10 protein-coding genes are annotated in these 16,269 nt (G+C 56.9%); 8 read left to right on the plus strand and 2 right to left on the minus strand.

The genetic code is table 11. The features are described 5' to 3' along the window. Positions 1 to 58: 58 nt before the first annotated feature. From AC1MEA_RS22985 to AC1MEA_RS23015, 7 genes are all read left to right on the plus strand, one after another. Complete coding sequence (locus AC1MEA_RS22985; RefSeq protein WP_480417512.1) at positions 59 to 1,222, plus strand: EAL domain-containing protein; 1,164 nt, start codon at positions 59 to 61, stop codon at positions 1,220 to 1,222. 81 nt (positions 1,223 to 1,303) lie between these two features. Then, the gene (locus AC1MEA_RS22990) at positions 1,304 to 2,635 is read left to right on the plus strand and encodes a deoxyguanosinetriphosphate triphosphohydrolase (protein WP_449633515.1); all 1,332 of its coding nucleotides are present in this window, start codon (positions 1,304 to 1,306) and stop codon (positions 2,633 to 2,635) included. A 326-nt stretch (positions 2,636 to 2,961) separates the two neighbouring features. After that, complete coding sequence (locus AC1MEA_RS22995) at positions 2,962 to 3,366, plus strand: response regulator (protein ID WP_219060205.1); 405 nt, start codon at positions 2,962 to 2,964, stop codon at positions 3,364 to 3,366. A 308-nt stretch (positions 3,367 to 3,674) separates the two neighbouring features. Next, positions 3,675 to 4,301 carry a response regulator gene (locus AC1MEA_RS23000; RefSeq protein WP_449633517.1) on the plus strand — a complete coding sequence of 209 codons (627 nt, stop codon included), beginning with the start codon at positions 3,675 to 3,677 and terminating at the stop codon, positions 4,299 to 4,301. A gap of 8 nt (positions 4,302 to 4,309) precedes the next feature. After that, the gene (locus tag AC1MEA_RS23005) at positions 4,310 to 7,945 is read left to right on the plus strand and encodes a transporter substrate-binding domain-containing protein (protein WP_480417513.1); all 3,636 of its coding nucleotides are present in this window, start codon (positions 4,310 to 4,312) and stop codon (positions 7,943 to 7,945) included. A 40-nt stretch (positions 7,946 to 7,985) separates the two neighbouring features. Continuing rightward, positions 7,986 to 8,456, plus strand: coding sequence for a GNAT family N-acetyltransferase (locus AC1MEA_RS23010; RefSeq protein ID WP_480417514.1), 471 nt, complete (start codon positions 7,986 to 7,988; stop codon positions 8,454 to 8,456). Between the two features lie 150 nt (positions 8,457 to 8,606). After that, entirely contained in the window at positions 8,607 to 11,561 is a 2,955-nt protein-coding gene (locus tag AC1MEA_RS23015; RefSeq protein WP_480417515.1) for an HD domain-containing phosphohydrolase, read from the plus strand. Positions 11,562 to 11,633: 72 nt separating this feature from the next. Here AC1MEA_RS23015 and AC1MEA_RS23020 read toward each other — a convergent pair whose 3' ends face one another. Beyond that, positions 11,634 to 11,978: a YggL family protein gene (locus AC1MEA_RS23020; RefSeq protein WP_219060210.1), complete on the minus strand. Its 345-nt coding sequence runs from the start codon at positions 11,976 to 11,978 to the stop codon at positions 11,634 to 11,636. Between the two features lie 339 nt (positions 11,979 to 12,317). Here AC1MEA_RS23020 and dacB point away from each other — a divergent pair, with 339 nt between their 5' ends. Further along, a complete protein-coding gene (gene dacB / locus AC1MEA_RS23025) occupies positions 12,318 to 13,784 on the plus strand; it encodes a D-alanyl-D-alanine carboxypeptidase/D-alanyl-D-alanine endopeptidase (RefSeq protein ID WP_219060211.1) in 1,467 nt (488 codons plus the stop codon). A gap of 90 nt (positions 13,785 to 13,874) precedes the next feature. Here dacB and AC1MEA_RS23030 read toward each other — a convergent pair whose 3' ends face one another. Continuing rightward, entirely contained in the window at positions 13,875 to 16,235 is a 2,361-nt protein-coding gene (locus AC1MEA_RS23030; RefSeq protein WP_480417516.1) for a sensor domain-containing diguanylate cyclase, read from the minus strand. Positions 16,236 to 16,269: the final 34 nt, after the last annotated feature.

Consider the following 16,269-nt stretch of genomic DNA (forward strand, 5'->3'; position numbering starts at 1 on the left):
TGGGGTGACAAGCGCTGCCTGCCCGGCAAACAATTCCAAGATCTACTAAGGAGGCTCCGTGATAGACGGGCAACCGCTTGCCTGCTTTCAGCCGTTCATCGACACCGCTACTGGTCGTATTGCCGGCGTTGAAGCCTTGGGTCGCCTACGCCAGAGCGATGGCCGTCTTTTATCCGTTGGCCCCCTGTTTGCTGATCCCAAGATGTCTCCTGCCATCCTGCGCCGCCTGGACCGGGCGATCCGTGACAATGCCCTGAGCCGCCTGCATGAAGTGCCCAACGACTGGTTTCTCAGCCTGAATATTTCCCCACGCTGGATCAATCGCCTGCGACCGGGTCAACCATTGCCCAGCCTCAAACAGCTACAGAGCCATGGCGTGGCACCACAGCGCATCGTCTTCGAAATCACTGAGTTGGGCGGCAACAGCCAACGTTTGACCGATGTGGTAGCACGCTATCGGGAAGCGGGTGCGCGCATTGCTATCGATGACTTTGGGGCCGGCTATTCACAACTGGACCGGGTACTGGCGCTGCAACCAGACATTTTGAAACTGGACATGCGCTTGTTTCAGGCCGCAGCCCGTGGCGGCCACAGCAGTGATGTGGTCAAGGCACTGGCGCAAATGGCCGAGAAGACCGGCTGCTCGATCATCGCCGAAGGGGTGGAGACAGAAGCCGAACTGCATTTCGCCCTGGAATGTGGTTCACGCTACGTTCAGGGTTTTTTGTTCGCCCAAGGTGAGGTGGAGTTCTTTGCTGGCGACACGTTCGTCCAGCATTTTGCTCAATTGCGTGACCGCTACGTGCTGCAAAAAGTGGCCGAGCGCGCGCGCCTGATGACCCTGCGCCTGCAGCTCAGCAAGTTGATGAACCTGCTCCAGAGTTGGGCCGAAGGGCAAGCCCCCCTGAGCCAGTTGCCGCAACTGCACGACTACCCGTGGCTATTGCGCGTCTATCAATGCGATCGTCATGGTACACAGCTCACGCCAAATTTTGAATGGCGCAACGGCGTCTGGCACGCTGATGCCAGTTATCTGGGCCACAACTGGTCCTGGCGTCCGTACTTCTACCATTTACTGGCCGAGGGGTGGGGTGAACGGCGCCTGACCCTGTCCAATACTTACCGCGACGTGACCAGCAACCAATATTGCCTGACTGCCGGACAGTTCTTCGAGAACGGCCAGTGCCTGCTGTTGATCGATATCGACGCCGCCGGTTTGTAATCGCGGCGTTGCGATCAAGGCCCTTGCAGCCCAACGACTGAACCGGGAAGCTAGGCGTAATCAATAGACGGAGTGAACGCCTTGGATTGGCAAACCCTGCTTAACCGCGAACGACTTGGCAAACCCATTTACAGCCCTGAAGAGCTGGGGCGCAGTCCTTTCCACAAAGATCATGACCGCATCATTTTTTCCGGCGCGTTCCGTCGACTGGGCCGCAAGACCCAGGTTCATCCGGTCACGAGCAACGATCACATCCACACGCGCCTGACCCATTCATTGGAAGTCAGCTGCGTTGGCCGCTCGCTGGGTATGCGGGTCGGCGAAATCATTCGCGGCGCCCTGCCTGACTGGTGCGAGCCAAGCGATCTTGGAATGGTCGTTCAATCTGCGTGCCTTGCTCATGACATCGGCAACCCACCGTTCGGGCATTCGGGTGAAGATGCGATTCGCCACTGGTTTTTACAGGCCGCCGGACGTGGCTGGCTGGATGCAATGAGCGACGTCGAGCGCAATGACTTTCTCAATTTCGAAGGCAATGCCCAAGGATTCCGGGTGCTTACGCAGCTTGAATACCACCAGTTCGAAGGCGGCACCCGTCTGACCTATGCAACCCTCGGCACATACCTGAAATACCCCTGGACCGCGCGCCATGCCGACTCGCTAGGCTACAAAAAGCACAAGTTCGGCTGTTACCAGAGCGAACTGCCGATCCTTGAGCAGATCGCACACAAACTCGGCCTGCCGCAGCTTGAAGAACAGCGCTGGGCGCGTCATCCGCTGGTGTACCTGATGGAGGCCGCCGACGACATCTGCTATGCCCTGATCGACCTTGAGGACGGTCTGGAAATGGACCTGCTCGAATACGCCGAGGTTGAATCCCTGCTCTTGGGCCTGGTGGGCGATGACCTCCCGGAAACCTATCGGCAATTGGGGCCCAACGATTCTCGCCGCCGCAAACTGGCCATTTTGCGCGGTAAGGCCATCGAGCATCTGACCAACGCCGCCGCGCGTGCTTTTGTCGAACAGCAAGATGCATTGCTGGCGGGCACCCTCAGTGGCGACCTGGTGGAGCACATGCACGGCCCCGCCAAACGTTGCGTGCTCGACGCCAAGGACATGGCTCGCCAGAAAATCTTTCAGGATAAACGCAAGACCCTGCATGAGATTGGCGCTTACACCACCCTGGAAGTACTGCTCAATGCGTTCTGCGGTGCGGCACTGGAGCAATTCGGCGGGCGAACCCCTTCGTTCAAGCATCGACGCATTCTCGATTTGCTCGGCAATAACGCGCCCGATCCCCACTGGCCGCTGCACACCTCGTTCCTGCGCATGATCGATTTCATCGCTGGCATGACCGACAGCTATGCCAGCGAGATGGCCCGAGAAATGACCGGTCTCTCAAGCCCGGTTTAACGCCTGCAACCCCCATGACCAGATGAGTGAACGCCCGGTCACTCATCTGGCTGCAGATCTGCGGTATGCCCGCCCGCGTTGTAATTAAAGAGGGAGCCTACGCTCAGAACAGAAAAGCCCTATCGCTTGAGATGCCGGGCTGCCGAATAATTCGGCTCTGGTTCTTGGCCATTGCTGGCGAGAACACCTATCAACCTGAGGCCACTTGGCACCTTCGGCTCAAATCCAGGCTGTTCCCTGTCGGGGGCGCTCTTGAGTGAGCGTGACCCTGCCCCGCAGGTTTGATTTGCGCATGTGGCGCCGTCGCTTTTGCCCGGAAGATCCTGATGTCAAAAAATAATCTGCGAATTTTATTGGTGGAAGATCATCCTTTCCAATTGATTGCCACCCAGATACTGCTGAACAATCAAGGCTATTACCGACTGACCCCGGTGCTGACCGCGGCTGAAGCGCTGGCGGCGATGGAAGCAGCAACAGAGCCCTTCGACGTGTTGCTATGTGATCAATGCCTGCCCGATATGCTGGGCCTTGAGCTGATAGATCTGGCAAGCCAGCGAGGCCTGATTCACCGGGCGGTCGTGCTCAGTGGCTTGAGCCAAGAGCAATTGGACGCGTTGGAACGCAGTGCAGATAAACGCCAACTGCCGCTCCTGGGATGCTTGAGCAAGCCCCTGGATGTCCAGGCCCTGACTGAATTGCTCGCCGCGAGCGGCTTTTGCGAAAAAGCTTAAACACCGAATAAACATCCGTTTGAAGCCAGCGAATAAACAAGTTGCCATCGCGTAAGCAAGCCCTGAATTCACTGTAGGGTAATTCCGAAACGCTATAAACAGCGTGCACACTAATAGCCAATCTACACAGCTGAATTATTCATCATTTTAAACGTCGCCTGATGACCTTTGGACATTTACGTACGCTAATACGTTAATTCCTGTAGGAACTTTCCTATATCCACTTGGCAGCCCTATCGGTTCATGTGCCTGCCTGAACATCTGAGCTAAGGTGCGCGCTTTCTTCACTGCTTGTATGGAATAGAATTATGAACTCGGTTTTTATTGTCGACGACCACCCCGTTATTCGCCTCGCGGTACGCATGCTGCTGGAAAATGAAAATTACGATGTCGTTGGCGAAACGGACAACGGTGTGGATGCCATGCAAATGGTCCGCGAATGCATGCCCGACCTGATCATCCTCGACATCAGCATTCCCAAGCTGGACGGCCTGGAAGTACTGGCCCGCTTCAACGCGATGAACTTACCGTCAAAAATCCTGGTACTCACTGCGCAGACACCCAATTTATTCGCCATCCGCTGCATGCAATCGGGGGCCGCAGGTTATGTGTGCAAACAAGAAGACCTGAGTGAACTGCTAAGTTCGGTGAAGGCCGTATTATCCGGCTACAATTACTTTCCAAGCCAGGCCCTGAATCCTGCTTCTCGTGCAGACGGTCCTCCTTCTGAAATCGAGCTCTTCAAACTGGTCAATGACCGAGAACTGATGGTGCTGCAACTATTCGCACAAGGCAGAACCAACAAAGAAATTGCAAAAGGCATGTTTCTCAGCAATAAGACTGTCAGCACCTACAAGACTCGGCTCATGCAGAAGCTCAGGGCAAAAACCTTGGTAGAACTTATCGAGATGGCAAAACGCAATGCGCTAGTGTGAGATATCGGATGTCGAAGCGTTTAATGGATTATTTAAGGCTAGGGGCAGGCGTTTGCTTGAGCATGAATGTGCAGGCGGCCGAGCTTGCGTCCCAAAACTACACGTTGCTCAGCCGCTCCAGCCCCAGTCATATGGAAACCCGGCTGGACCGGGCTCAATGGCAGTGGCTGCAAAACAAACGTGAATTGAGGCTGGGCACTTCAGCCCCGGATTACCCGCCTTTTGACATGACCAGCACGGGTCACGATTACGAGGGATTTACCGCCGACTACGCAGGCATTCTTGCTCACGCTCTGGACACGCCGATCAAGGTCCAGCGCTTCGAATCCCGGGACGCGGCCATTCAAGCCCTGGCTGAGGGGCAGATCGACCTTCTCGGCAGCGCCAATGGTTTCGAGGCCAAGGGCAAGAACATCACTCTGTCGGCGCCCTATGCCGTGGATCAGCCCGTGCTGGTGACCCGAGTGGGGGAAACCCGTCCACTCACCGAGGGCTTGGCTGGCTTGCGCTTGAGCATGGTTTACCACTATCTGCCGCTGGAGGAGGTCAAAGCGCTCTACCCGAACGCGACCCTTCAGACGTACCCCTCCTTTCAAAGCGCAATAAACGCGGTGGCATTCAACCAGGCAGACGTATTCCTCGGCGATACCATTTCGACCCACTACCTGATCAACAAGCGCTATCTGAGCAACGTGCAGATGGCCAATTTCGGGAAACATGAGGCTGACGGTTTCAGCTTCGCCGTGCGCAGCGATGACACCCAACTGCTCGATGTGGTCAACAAGACACTGAAAGCCATCCCTATTGATGAACGGGTCAGCATTTCCAAACGCTGGAGCGCTGGCAGCGACGTGCTGCTCACCGATCAAAAGTTGCAATTGACCCAGCGCGAAGAACGCTGGATTACCCAGCATCCGGTGGTGCGCGTCGTCATCAACGAGGCGTACGCGCCGTTGACGTTTCTGGACGCAAACGGCAACTTCCGCGGGATTACAGCAGACCTGCTTGAGCTGGTCCGCCTGCGCACAGGTCTGAATTTCGAGATCAAACGCGTTCAGGGCATGACCGAAATGATGAAGCAAGTCATTGAGGGACAGGCCGACTTGATTGGCGCGATGATTCCCAGTAACGAGCGAGAAAGCCAACTCAGCTTCAGCCGCCCTTATATGGACACCTCTTTTGTTCTGGTGACCAGCACAGAACCTTCCAGTCCGACCCATCTGGATCAACTTGCAGGCAAGCGCCTGGCCGTTAGCCGGGGCAGCCCGACCATGCCCTACCTTCAGCGCGAGTACCCACACATAACCCTGGTGGAGACGGACAACCCCTTCCGGGCGCTGGACATGCTGGCCCAGGGACAGGTTCAAAGCGCAATCACCTCACTCCCCAGTGCCAACTATTTCCTGTCCTCGCAGCTGTTCGACGACAAATTACAGATGAGCGACACCGTCGGCGACGATCAGGCACGCATCTCCATGGCAACCGCTCGCAATGCCACAGAGCTGAGCTCGATCCTGGATAAAGCATTATTGAGCATCGCCCCGGAAGACCTGGCCGTGATCAACAACCGTTGGCGAACCTATACCCCACAAGGGACGGGTTACTGGCGCAATTACCATCAGCTGATTTATCAGATCGTGTTCGGCACCGGGCTGTTGTTGCTGGGCTCGTTGGCCTGGAACGCCTACATGCGCCGCCAGATAAAACAGCGCGAAACGGCAGAGCGCGCTCTGAATGACCAGTTCGAGTTCATGCGCGCCCTGCTCAATGGCACGCCTCACCCCATCTACGTTCGCGACCGTGACGGCCTGCTGCAAACCTGCAATGACAGCTATCTGGAGGCCTTCTCGACCCGACGCGAAGACGTCATTGGCAAAAGTGTCATGGACGGTGTACTGAGCAGTACGCTTGAGGCCCGGGAATATGCCGCCGACTACCAACGGGTAATGGCCGATGGCACACCGCTGATTCTTGATCGCGCGCTGCAGATCGGTGATCGCTTCCTGACCATTTACCACTGGACCCTGCCCTTCCGGGACTCGCTGGGTGAGGTGCAAGGCATCATTGGTGGCTGGATCGACATCAGCGAGCGACGCCAACTGATCGAAGATCTGCATGCCGCCAAAGACCTGGCCGATGATGCCAACCGCGCCAAAAGCACGTTTCTGGCGACCATGAGTCACGAAATCCGTACACCGATGAACGCCGTGATCGGCATGCTCGAACTGGCCCTCAAACGCGCAGACCAAGGACATCTTGATCGTCCAGCCATTGAGGTCGCCTACAACTCGGCCCGAGACCTGCTGGAGCTGATCGGGGATATTCTCGATATCGCCAGAATCGAATCCGGCCGCCTCAGCCTGAGCCCCGAACGGGCCAATCTGCGGGAGCTGGTGGAGTCGGTGGTGCGCGTTTTCGATGGTCTGGCCCGCCAAAAAAGCCTGACCTTGTTACTGGACTTCGACAGTGGCATCAACGCCGACGTGCTGCTCGACCCGCTGCGCTTCAAACAGATTATTTCCAACCTGATCAGCAACGCGATCAAGTTCACCGAGCAGGGCCAAATCAAGATCAGCCTGCGCATCGATGACACCCCTGACTCGCAACAACTGCACCTGACTATGGGGATCCAGGACAGCGGCATCGGCATCAGTGAAGAAGATCAGCAGCAGCTGTTCGAGCCTTTTGCCCAAGCCGATAACTCCGGCCAACTGGCACGAAGCGGTGCAGGCCTGGGTCTGGTCATATGCCGCAGTCTGTGTGAAATGATGGGGGGCCACTTGACCCTGAGCAGCCAGCCAGGAAAAGGCACACACGTCCAGGTTGAGTTGACCCTGACGACACTGGAGCAGACCCAGGTCATCGAGCAACCTATTGAACTCCGCCCCAATGTCAGTACCCCATTGAATATCCTGGTGGTCGACGATCACCCCGCCAACCGGCTCTTGCTGTGCCAACAACTCGGCTTTCTGGGGTATCGCTATGAAGCCGCAGAGCAAGGCGCTGCAGGCTTGCAAATCTGGCTGGACGGCCATTTCGATCTGATCATTGCCGACTGCAACATGCCCGTCATGAATGGCTACGACTTGACGCGCGCGATCCGCGCCCATGAGCAGGAAAAATCACGCCCTCGCTGCACCATTTTCGGGTTCACGGCCAATGCGCAACCCGAAGAGTTCCTGCGCTGCCGAAATGCCGGGATGGACGCCTGCCTGTTCAAACCCATTAGCCTGACCGCGCTCCATGAGGAGTTGGCGAAAGTAAATCCCCTGCCCCAGCGTCCGCGACAAAATATTTTTGCTGCCTTCAGCGTTGACGGCTTGAACATGTTGACTGGCGGACGTCCGGAAATGATTCAACGCTTGCTCGCTCAGTTGCTTCTCAGCAGTCAGGAAGACCGCAAGGAGCTCGCGGCAACCATGGCAAGTGGCAATCGACAGAGCCTTGGCGACATGGCCCATAAAATCAAAGGCGCAGCCCGAATCATCCAGGCCAGCGAAGTGATCGAACACTGCGAGGCGCTGGAAGATGCCTGCAACGAAGCAGCGTCGGCCGAGGTCATCACGGCGCGTCATCAGGCAATCGACGCCGCAATGATCGAGCTTGAAACCGCGTTGCGCGCACAACAGGTTGACGGTACATGAGTCAGCAGCAGCCCACTCAATCACACAGGCTTACAACCAAATGGTGCGTTTGATCACGATGAGCGAGGAGCAACTTAAAACCTTCGCGGCTCACTCGATTGCAGGTTATGCACAAGACATTGAGCAGACTTACGGGCTAACGCCCAGCCTCGCGCTGGAGCAAGCTACTGAGGGCTTTAACGAGTTGCTGCCAGACGGGCTAAATACCTCCGGCCATCACCTATTCAGCTTGAGAGCCTCATCAGGTGAAGACGTTGGGGTGTTGTGGTTCGGAATTGATTCGGCCTACGGGATCAAGAAGCTCTTCATTTATGACCTCGAGATCCACCCTCAAGCACGGCGGTGTGGCCACGGAAAAAAAGCACTGGAACAGGTCGAACGCTGGGCACGCGCCAATGGGGTCAAGCGTATCGAGTTGAATGTATTCGCGCAAAACAAAGCAGGGCTTGCGCTCTACGGCATGTGCGGACTTGATCCGTACGAAATAACCCTGGGCAAACGTCTGGACTGAACGGCGGGCAAGGTATCGAATAGCCACTGCACTAGCGATATCCTCCTTTTTACGTCGCAAAGAAAGCACCTCGTCACTCAGCAACTCCGGCAAGCCTTGGCTATGCTGGAGTCACGAGCAATGCACCGCACGACTATGGAGAGATTTGCGATGCCCAGTCATCCGTGGCCCAATCAACGCCGCTACCCTCTGCATGTGCATATCAGCGTCATGTTCACCGTATTGCTCCTGCTCACAGGCGTCGTGCTGGGCATTTTCAACTACCTGCAAACGTCACAGATAATCCTGTCGAGCAGTGAGAAGCTTTTCAGCAATATTGCCCAGGATGTGCAAGTCGATTTACAGCGCACCTATCAGCCTATCCACAGCCTGCTCAGCCTGCTAGCGGTCTTTGACGCACATCAGTACAGCACGCTGGAGCAGCGGCTGCCGCTGCTCAAACCGTTTTCTCAATCGTTGCGGGACAACCCGAATCTGGCGTCGCTGTATATCGGGTATGCGAACGGCGATTTCTTCATGGTCCGCCCCTTGCGCAGCGATACCCTGAAACGCTATTTCGAAGCGCCTGCCAAGGCGGCTTATCAGGTTTGGAGCATTGAACACGTCAACGACAGCCTGCGCTCTCAATCACTTTTTTTCGACGATTCACTGCACCTGATCAGCCACCGCGACAACCTCAATGAACATTACGATCCGCGTCAACGCGTGTGGTTCAAGAGCGCGCTTAGCGACACCGATCAGATCACCACAGCGCCCTACGTATTTTTCTCCAGTCGCAACGTGGGCACCACGCTTGCTCGTCGCAGCAGCGACGGCACAGTGATCGCTGCCGACCTGACACTGGAGTCCCTGTCGTCGACACTGGCCAAGCATCAGGTCACCGCTGGCACCGAAGTCGTGCTTTTCGATGCCAGCGGAAATGCAGTGGCCTACCCCGACAGCTCAAAACTGATTGTAGAAAGCGGTACCGCGCATCTGGCAAAGGCACGAGACCTGAGCCCGGCCCTCGCTCGCCTGTTCGACGACGGCGTTGACGCCAACAACCACTTGAACGTAGGAAAGCGATCATGGGTCGTGGCCCAAAGCACCCTGCAGGAAGGGGGCCCGCAGGGGCTGAAGTTGGCGCTATTAGTGCCCGAAGACGAATTGCTGGCCGACGCCCTGCGCCTGCGATGGGAAGGGGCACTGGTGACATTGACCACGCTGTTGCTCTGTCTTCCACTGGGCTGGTTAATGTCGCGAATAATGGTCAAACCCTTGCGGGCGCTGGTCAGCGAAGCGGATGCGATTCGCAGCTTCGATTTCAAACATCCGACCAGCCACCGATCATGGGTGCTTGAGGTCGATCAACTTTCACTCTCCATGGCCCGCATGAAGGAAACACTGGCCAGCTTTCTCGAGATCACGGCCAGCCTGTCGGCCGAAACCCGCTTTGAGACACTGCTGGAACGTGTTCTGTTCGAAACCGTCAATATCAATCAGGCACAGGCAGGGCTGATTTATTTGCTCGACAGTGACAGCGGGCACCTTGAACCCCAGGGCCTGATCGTCAAGGGTGTCAAACACGACCCGCAGCAATACAGCATCGCCACTCACGACCCGCAAGCCAGTGAGACGCCCGTCTGGCTGCAAGACCTCGCCATGAAAAAAGACCACTGCGTGGTCGCGCTTGGCTTTGATCAGGCACTCGATTTACAAAGCCTGATGAGCGCGCTGGAGGCGCCGCGGATACACCTGCTGGGCATCCGATTGAGTAATCAGCGAGGGGAAACCATCGGCGTCCTCACCCTCATACATACGGATACTGGCACCGAGACCGATCTTGAAAAGCTCAGCCCTGATCGTATTGCGTTCATCCAGGCAGTCTCCGGCGCAGCGGCCCTATGCATCGAAAGCCAGCGCCTGCAAGCCAGACAAAAAATGCTGCTGGACGCTTTCATCCAGATTATCGCGGGTGCCATCGACGCCAAAAGCCCTTACACCGGCGGCCACTGCCAGCGCGTGCCGGTACTTACGTTCATGCTTGCTCGCGCGGCCGCCGCCAGCCAACAACCGGCTTTTCGTAATTACCAGCCGACCGAGGACGAATGGGAGACCTTGCATATTGCTGCCTGGCTACACGACTGCGGCAAGGTCACCACGCCCGAGTATGTCGTGGACAAGGCCACCAAGCTGGAAACCTTGTACGACCGCATCCATGAAGTCCGCACCCGCTTCGAAGTACTGAAACGCGACGCCTGGGTCGACTACTGGAAAGCCAAAGCGCAGGACGGCGACGAAGTGTCATTGGCCGCTGCCCGCGAAACTCAGCTCAACGAACTGGATGATGATTTCAGGTTTGTCGCCCTCTGCAATCTGGGCAGCGAAGCCATGGCCGATTCAGATTTAGAACATTTGCAAACGATTGCTGCACGGACCTGGATGCGTACGCTGGACGACAGGATCGGCGTGTCCTGGGAAGAAAACAAACGTCAGGCCCGAAGCCCGTCACCGGACTTGCCTGCCAGCGAACCTCTGCTGGCTGACCGGTCTGAGCATTTGTTCGAACGGGCGGCGGCCGAAAATATCCCCGCCGACAACCGCTGGGGCTTCAAGCTTGAGGTTCCACAGTACAAATTCAACCGAGGCGAGTTGTACAACCTGAGCATCACCCGAGGCACCTTGACTCGTGAGGAACGCTACGTCATCAACCACCATATGGTGCAGACCATTCTGATGCTGAGCCGCCTACCCTTCCCCAGCCATCTGCAGGGGGTTGCCGAAATCGCTGGCGGCCATCACGAAAAAATGGACGGCACGGGTTACCCGAAACGATTGAAACGCGACGAAATGAGTCTGGCAGCGCGAATGATGGCCATCGCTGACATTTTCGAAGCCCTGACAGCGGCCGATCGACCGTATAAAAAAGGCAAAAGCCTGAGCGAAGCACTCACGATCATGGCGCAGATGTGTCGCGATGCGCATATCGACCCGGAACTGTTTCAGTTGTTTGTCCAGACGGAAATCTATCAGCACTACGCCTCTGATTTTCTGCAGCCGCAACAAATCGATGCCGTCGACAAAAGCAGTATTTTGGCGAAAGCCGGATTGAGTACACAGGGATAAACGGGACATCAGCGCCAGAGCGTTGCACTCGGCGAAAAAGGCAGGCCCTGAAGCCTGCCTCTTCTTACACCATCAAACTACCGGATTGATCGACTTTTCCGGGTACCACACGTCGATCAACGGGCTGACGGTCAATTCTGTCAGTTCGCTGCGGCTTTTCAGCCAGGCTTCGACCTTGACACGCTGCTCTTCGTTGACCGAACCACGTTTGCTCAAGCAAACCAGACCGAAGTCATCGCCGCCAACATAGTTCAAACCGTTGGCTTCCATGGCATCTGTCAGGAAAGCGTCGAGGAAGGCATCAATAGCCTGATCGTCCAGGTCTTGTTTGAAGTCCAGGTTCAGCTCAAAACCCAGCTCCTGGAATTCATCCACGCAGAGTTTTTTGCGCAGACGGCGGGAACGGTTAGTGGCCATGGAACAATCCTCATAAGTAATAACGGGCGGCACTTTACCAGTTCGGGCTATTAAATGCCCGCCTCCGTGCCAATGTTTGCGTGCCGTAGGGTCCGCCACAGCAAAATAACCCATCAACGGTAAAAAATAGCCGGTTGGACGGCTATGCCACGGCGCAAGTCACCCGCGCTTGGGGCATAATGCCGCTCAATATCGAACCTTTTTAAGTACCGACCATTCATCTGTCGGTGAAACAGGGTATTTAATCGCCGCTTTGATTCCGGTCGACGTTGCGATGATCGAGGGAATCCATCCATGCCCTCCATTTTTCCCCTCCTCAATAGCAGGGTTTTATTTCACATGATCAAATCTTTACGTCACTTGTTTTTCGCCGGCCTTTTCTTGCCCTTGGCGATGCCTGTCATTGCGGCCCCCATCAACACCTCGCTGCCGCCCAAGGTTCAACAAGCCCTCAAAGCCGCCAAGCTGCAGAATGATGCCTTGTCCTTGGTGATGCTGCCGCTCAATGGTCCCGGCACCCCGACCGTGTTCAATGCCGATGTCTCAGTCAACCCGGCGTCGACCATGAAACTGGTCACCACCTATGCGGCGTTGGAAATGCTCGGCCCTACGCATCAATGGAAAACCGAATTTTTCACTGACGGCACCCTGAACAATGGCGTGTTGCATGGCAACCTCTACCTCAAGGGTGGCGGTGATCCCAAGCTCAACATGGAAAAACTCTGGCTTCTGATGCGTGACCTGCGTGCCAATGGTGTGCAACAGGTGACTGGCGATCTGGTCCTGGACCGCAGCCATTTCATCCAGCCGCAATTGCCGGTGTTCAACGACGACGGCAATGATGAGAACAAGCCATTCCTGGTCAAGCCCGACTCGCTGATGATTAACCTCAAGGCCTTGCGCTTTGTCGCGCGCAACGACTCCGGCAAAGTGCTGGTGTCTGTAGAGCCACCGATTGCCAGCATTCACATCGATAATCAGGTCAAGGCGCTGGCCTCGAACAAATGCACCGGAGACATGCGCTACAACCCGGTAACCCAGGCCGATGGCAGCATTACTGTGGTGGTCAACGGTCAGTTGGGCGAAGGCTGCAACTCGCAGACCTATTTGTCGCTACTGGACCATCCAACCTATGCGGCGGGTGCGGTACGCGCAATCTGGCAGGAACTGGGCGGCACCATTCTGGGCAAGGACCGGGTCGATATCGTGCCCGGTAACGCCAAGCTGCTGGCCAAAGCGTTTTCCCCGGATCTGGCGGAAATCATTCGTGACATCAACAAATTCAGCAACAACACCATGGCTCAGCAACTGTTCCTGAGCCTTGGCGCGAAGTTCCGCAATGAAGCAGACGGCGATGATGCCAAAGCCGCGCAACGCGTGGTTCGTCAGTGGCTGGCGAAGAAGGGCATCACTGCGCCGCACCTGGTGATGGAGAATGGCTCGGGCCTGTCGCGCGCCGAGCGGGTCAGCGCACGTGAAATGGCGACCTTGCTGCAAGCTGCCTGGCGCAGCCCCTACGCAGCGGAGTTCATGAGCTCTCTGCCGCTGGCGGGCATGGACGGCACCATGCGCAAGCGCCTCAAAACTACACAGATGAGGGGTGAAGCGCACATCAAGACCGGCACCCTGAATACCGTTCGCGCAATTGCCGGTTTCAGCCGCGACATCAACGGCAATACCTGGGCGGTGGTCGCGATCCTCAATGACTCACGCGTAGGCGGCACATCTTCGGTGCTCGATGAGGTCCTGCTCGACCTTTATCGCCAACCGAAGCTGGTCAACACTGCCATTTCGCTGCAACAGTAATCCTGATACCGCGTCGCTCGGACGCCCCCGCACCTTCACGCAGGCTTGCCTGCGTGAAGGTGGCATATCACGCGACACAACTGTTTTACCTCATGACAACTCGGGTTCGACGCGATCACGCCCAGCCTGTTTGGCGGCATAAACGCCCGAATCTGCCCGTAGCAATAGCGAATCACCGCCTTCAACAGGTCGCCAGCTGGCAACACCGAAACTCGCCGTCACCACGCCCACACCCTCGATGGGCTCCCCCCGCAACACCTGCCACAACTCAAGCGCGAGCGCATGTGCGTTTTCCCCAGTAGCGTTGGGACACAGCACCATGAACTCCTCGCCACCTAGCCGACAGAACACATCATCTTGCCTCAAGCGCTGATTGATCCGCTGACAAAGCCCTTGCAGCACATGGTCGCCCATCGCATGACCGAATTGATCGTTGATGCGTTTGAAGTGATCGATGTCGAGCATGATCACCGACAACTCCCCACCATGCCGATGGACCCGAGAAAGCTCGGCCTTGAGCCGCTCCTGAAAATAACGACGGTTGTACACGCCCGTCAGTACGTCCGTCACTGACAGCGCGCGCAGTTCGTCCTCAACACGCTTCAAGTCAGAAATATCGGAGATAAAACCATGCCACAGCACCCCGCCATCAGGTAATCGCTCAGGCATCGCCTCTCCCTGCAACCAGCGCTGGCCCTGGTGTGGCAGTTCAACGCGATACTCCTCACGCCACGGCGTCAGGTGCTCGGCGGAATAGCAGATCGACTTCTTGATTCGCTGCAGATCCATGGGGTGGATCCGATCGAGCACTGCCTCGACACCTTGCTGCTTTAAATCATGAGGCAGCTCGTAAATCCGCCACATGCCGCTGTTGGCGTAAGTAAAAAAGGAACTGCCATCGCTGTTCAGTTGGTATTGATAAATCCCTCCGGGCACCTGCGCACTGAGCTTTTCCAGCAATTGATCGCGCGCAGCCAAGGCTTGATGAGCGCGCTTGCCTTCAGTGACGTCGACGCAGATTGCAAGGTAACCCACCCATTGCTGGCGCTCATCGCGCACCGCCGTGACCAGCATATTGACTACCAGAGAGCTGCCGTCGCGACGCACCAGTGTCCATTCCCGTGCAGGATGGGCACCCTCCTCCATCGCCTCGACCAACATCGCCTCGGCAGTGGGCACCTCGCGACCATAACGCCGGCTCAACTGCTCGCCGTGGGCCAAAAGCTCTGTGCCAAGGTGCAGATCCCCCAACGTGAACTGCCCCAGGACTTGATCGCCGCTGTAGCCGAGCATCCTTTGTGCACCCACGTTGAAGGTACTGATGACGCCGCGCAGATTCGTCGCAATGATCGCCACCTGAGTCGCAGCGTTTAGCACGCTGCGCAACTCGGCCGTACGCCGCTCGACCAGCAGTAAGGCGCGCTGACGCTGATTGACCAGGCTATACAGCAACGCGCTGAGGATCAGACTCAGTAACCCCCCCAACACAATCACGCTGGTCGACGAGGACTGGTTGGCAGCAACAAAAGCAGCGGATGGACGAAGTTCCAGCAGGTAACGTCGGTCAGCCATGCTCAACAGCGTACTGATGCGCAGGTTGCTTTCCACCGTTTGGTTTGCCGACTGATACAGCAGCCCGGGCTGCTCTGGTGAAGAAAGGTCGAACAGCTGCAGCGCCAGGTTGTCGCGATCCTGGGCGGGCAACCCTTCGGACATCAATGTCCGCAGGCCGATCACCGCCATCACGTACCCAGTCAATGCCTGCTTCTTCGCTCCGCCATCGACCACCGATAACAGCACGGGCGCCACCAGCAATAGACCACTGGTATTCGCGGGCTCAAGCCCCACCAGATCCATCCGTGGCGACACGGCCATGCTGCCCCGTTGCAAGGCACGCTCAAGCGTGGTTCGGCGAATGCTTTCAGACATCACATCAAAACCCAGCGGCAGCGGCTCTGTGCTTCTGGATTGGGTATACAAGACCGGAAAGTACTCAGGGCGATCAACAGCAGGCTTTAGCTCACCGCTGGGGCTCAGCTCGCGAACGGTGAAATCGGTCAGACCTTGTGCGTGCGCGTGCGCCTCAAACTGCGAGCGCTCTGCGCCAGAGACCCTTGGCGCCCAGGAATACGCCTGCGTCAGCGCCAGTAAAGGCGCCGCATAACCATCGAATTCCGCTTGAGTGATCTGGTCGGAAAAGACGAAGAAGCGGCGAAGGCCATCCAGGCGCTGGACTTGATCGTCGAAGCGCTCCTGAATGCGACTGAAGCGTTCGCTGGCCAACAGATTGAAACGCTGATCAAGTCGGCGTTGGTGCATATCGGCGCTGGCCGACACGAGCATCGCGGTCAGCACAGCGCCTGCCGCAAAAGCCAGGGTCGCTGCGGACGGCGCAAGCGCGTCTTCGTGGATCAAGCCGAGAATTCTGGATCGAATGCTGTTTGGCGACATAAGCAGAACTCATACGCCAGCGTTGTGGTGCAAC

Source organism: Pseudomonas sp. ASL8, assembly GCF_056680355.1.

Coding starts and splice junctions, on each gene's coding strand:
- AC1MEA_RS22995 (WP_219060205.1), top strand. CDS start 2,962: ATGTCAAAAAATAATCTGCGAATTTTATTGGTGGAAGATCATCCTTTC.
- AC1MEA_RS23000 (WP_449633517.1), top strand. CDS start 3,675: ATGAACTCGGTTTTTATTGTCGACGACCACCCCGTTATTCGCCTCGCG.
- AC1MEA_RS23005 (WP_480417513.1), top strand. CDS start 4,310: ATGTCGAAGCGTTTAATGGATTATTTAAGGCTAGGGGCAGGCGTTTGC.
- AC1MEA_RS23010 (WP_480417514.1), top strand. CDS start 7,986: ATGGTGCGTTTGATCACGATGAGCGAGGAGCAACTTAAAACCTTCGCG.
- AC1MEA_RS23015 (WP_480417515.1), top strand. CDS start 8,607: ATGCCCAGTCATCCGTGGCCCAATCAACGCCGCTACCCTCTGCATGTG.
- AC1MEA_RS23020 (WP_219060210.1), bottom strand. CDS start 11,978: ATGGCCACTAACCGTTCCCGCCGTCTGCGCAAAAAACTCTGCGTGGAT.
- dacB (WP_219060211.1), top strand. CDS start 12,318: ATGATCAAATCTTTACGTCACTTGTTTTTCGCCGGCCTTTTCTTGCCC.
- AC1MEA_RS23030 (WP_480417516.1), bottom strand. CDS start 16,235: ATGTCGCCAAACAGCATTCGATCCAGAATTCTCGGCTTGATCCACGAA.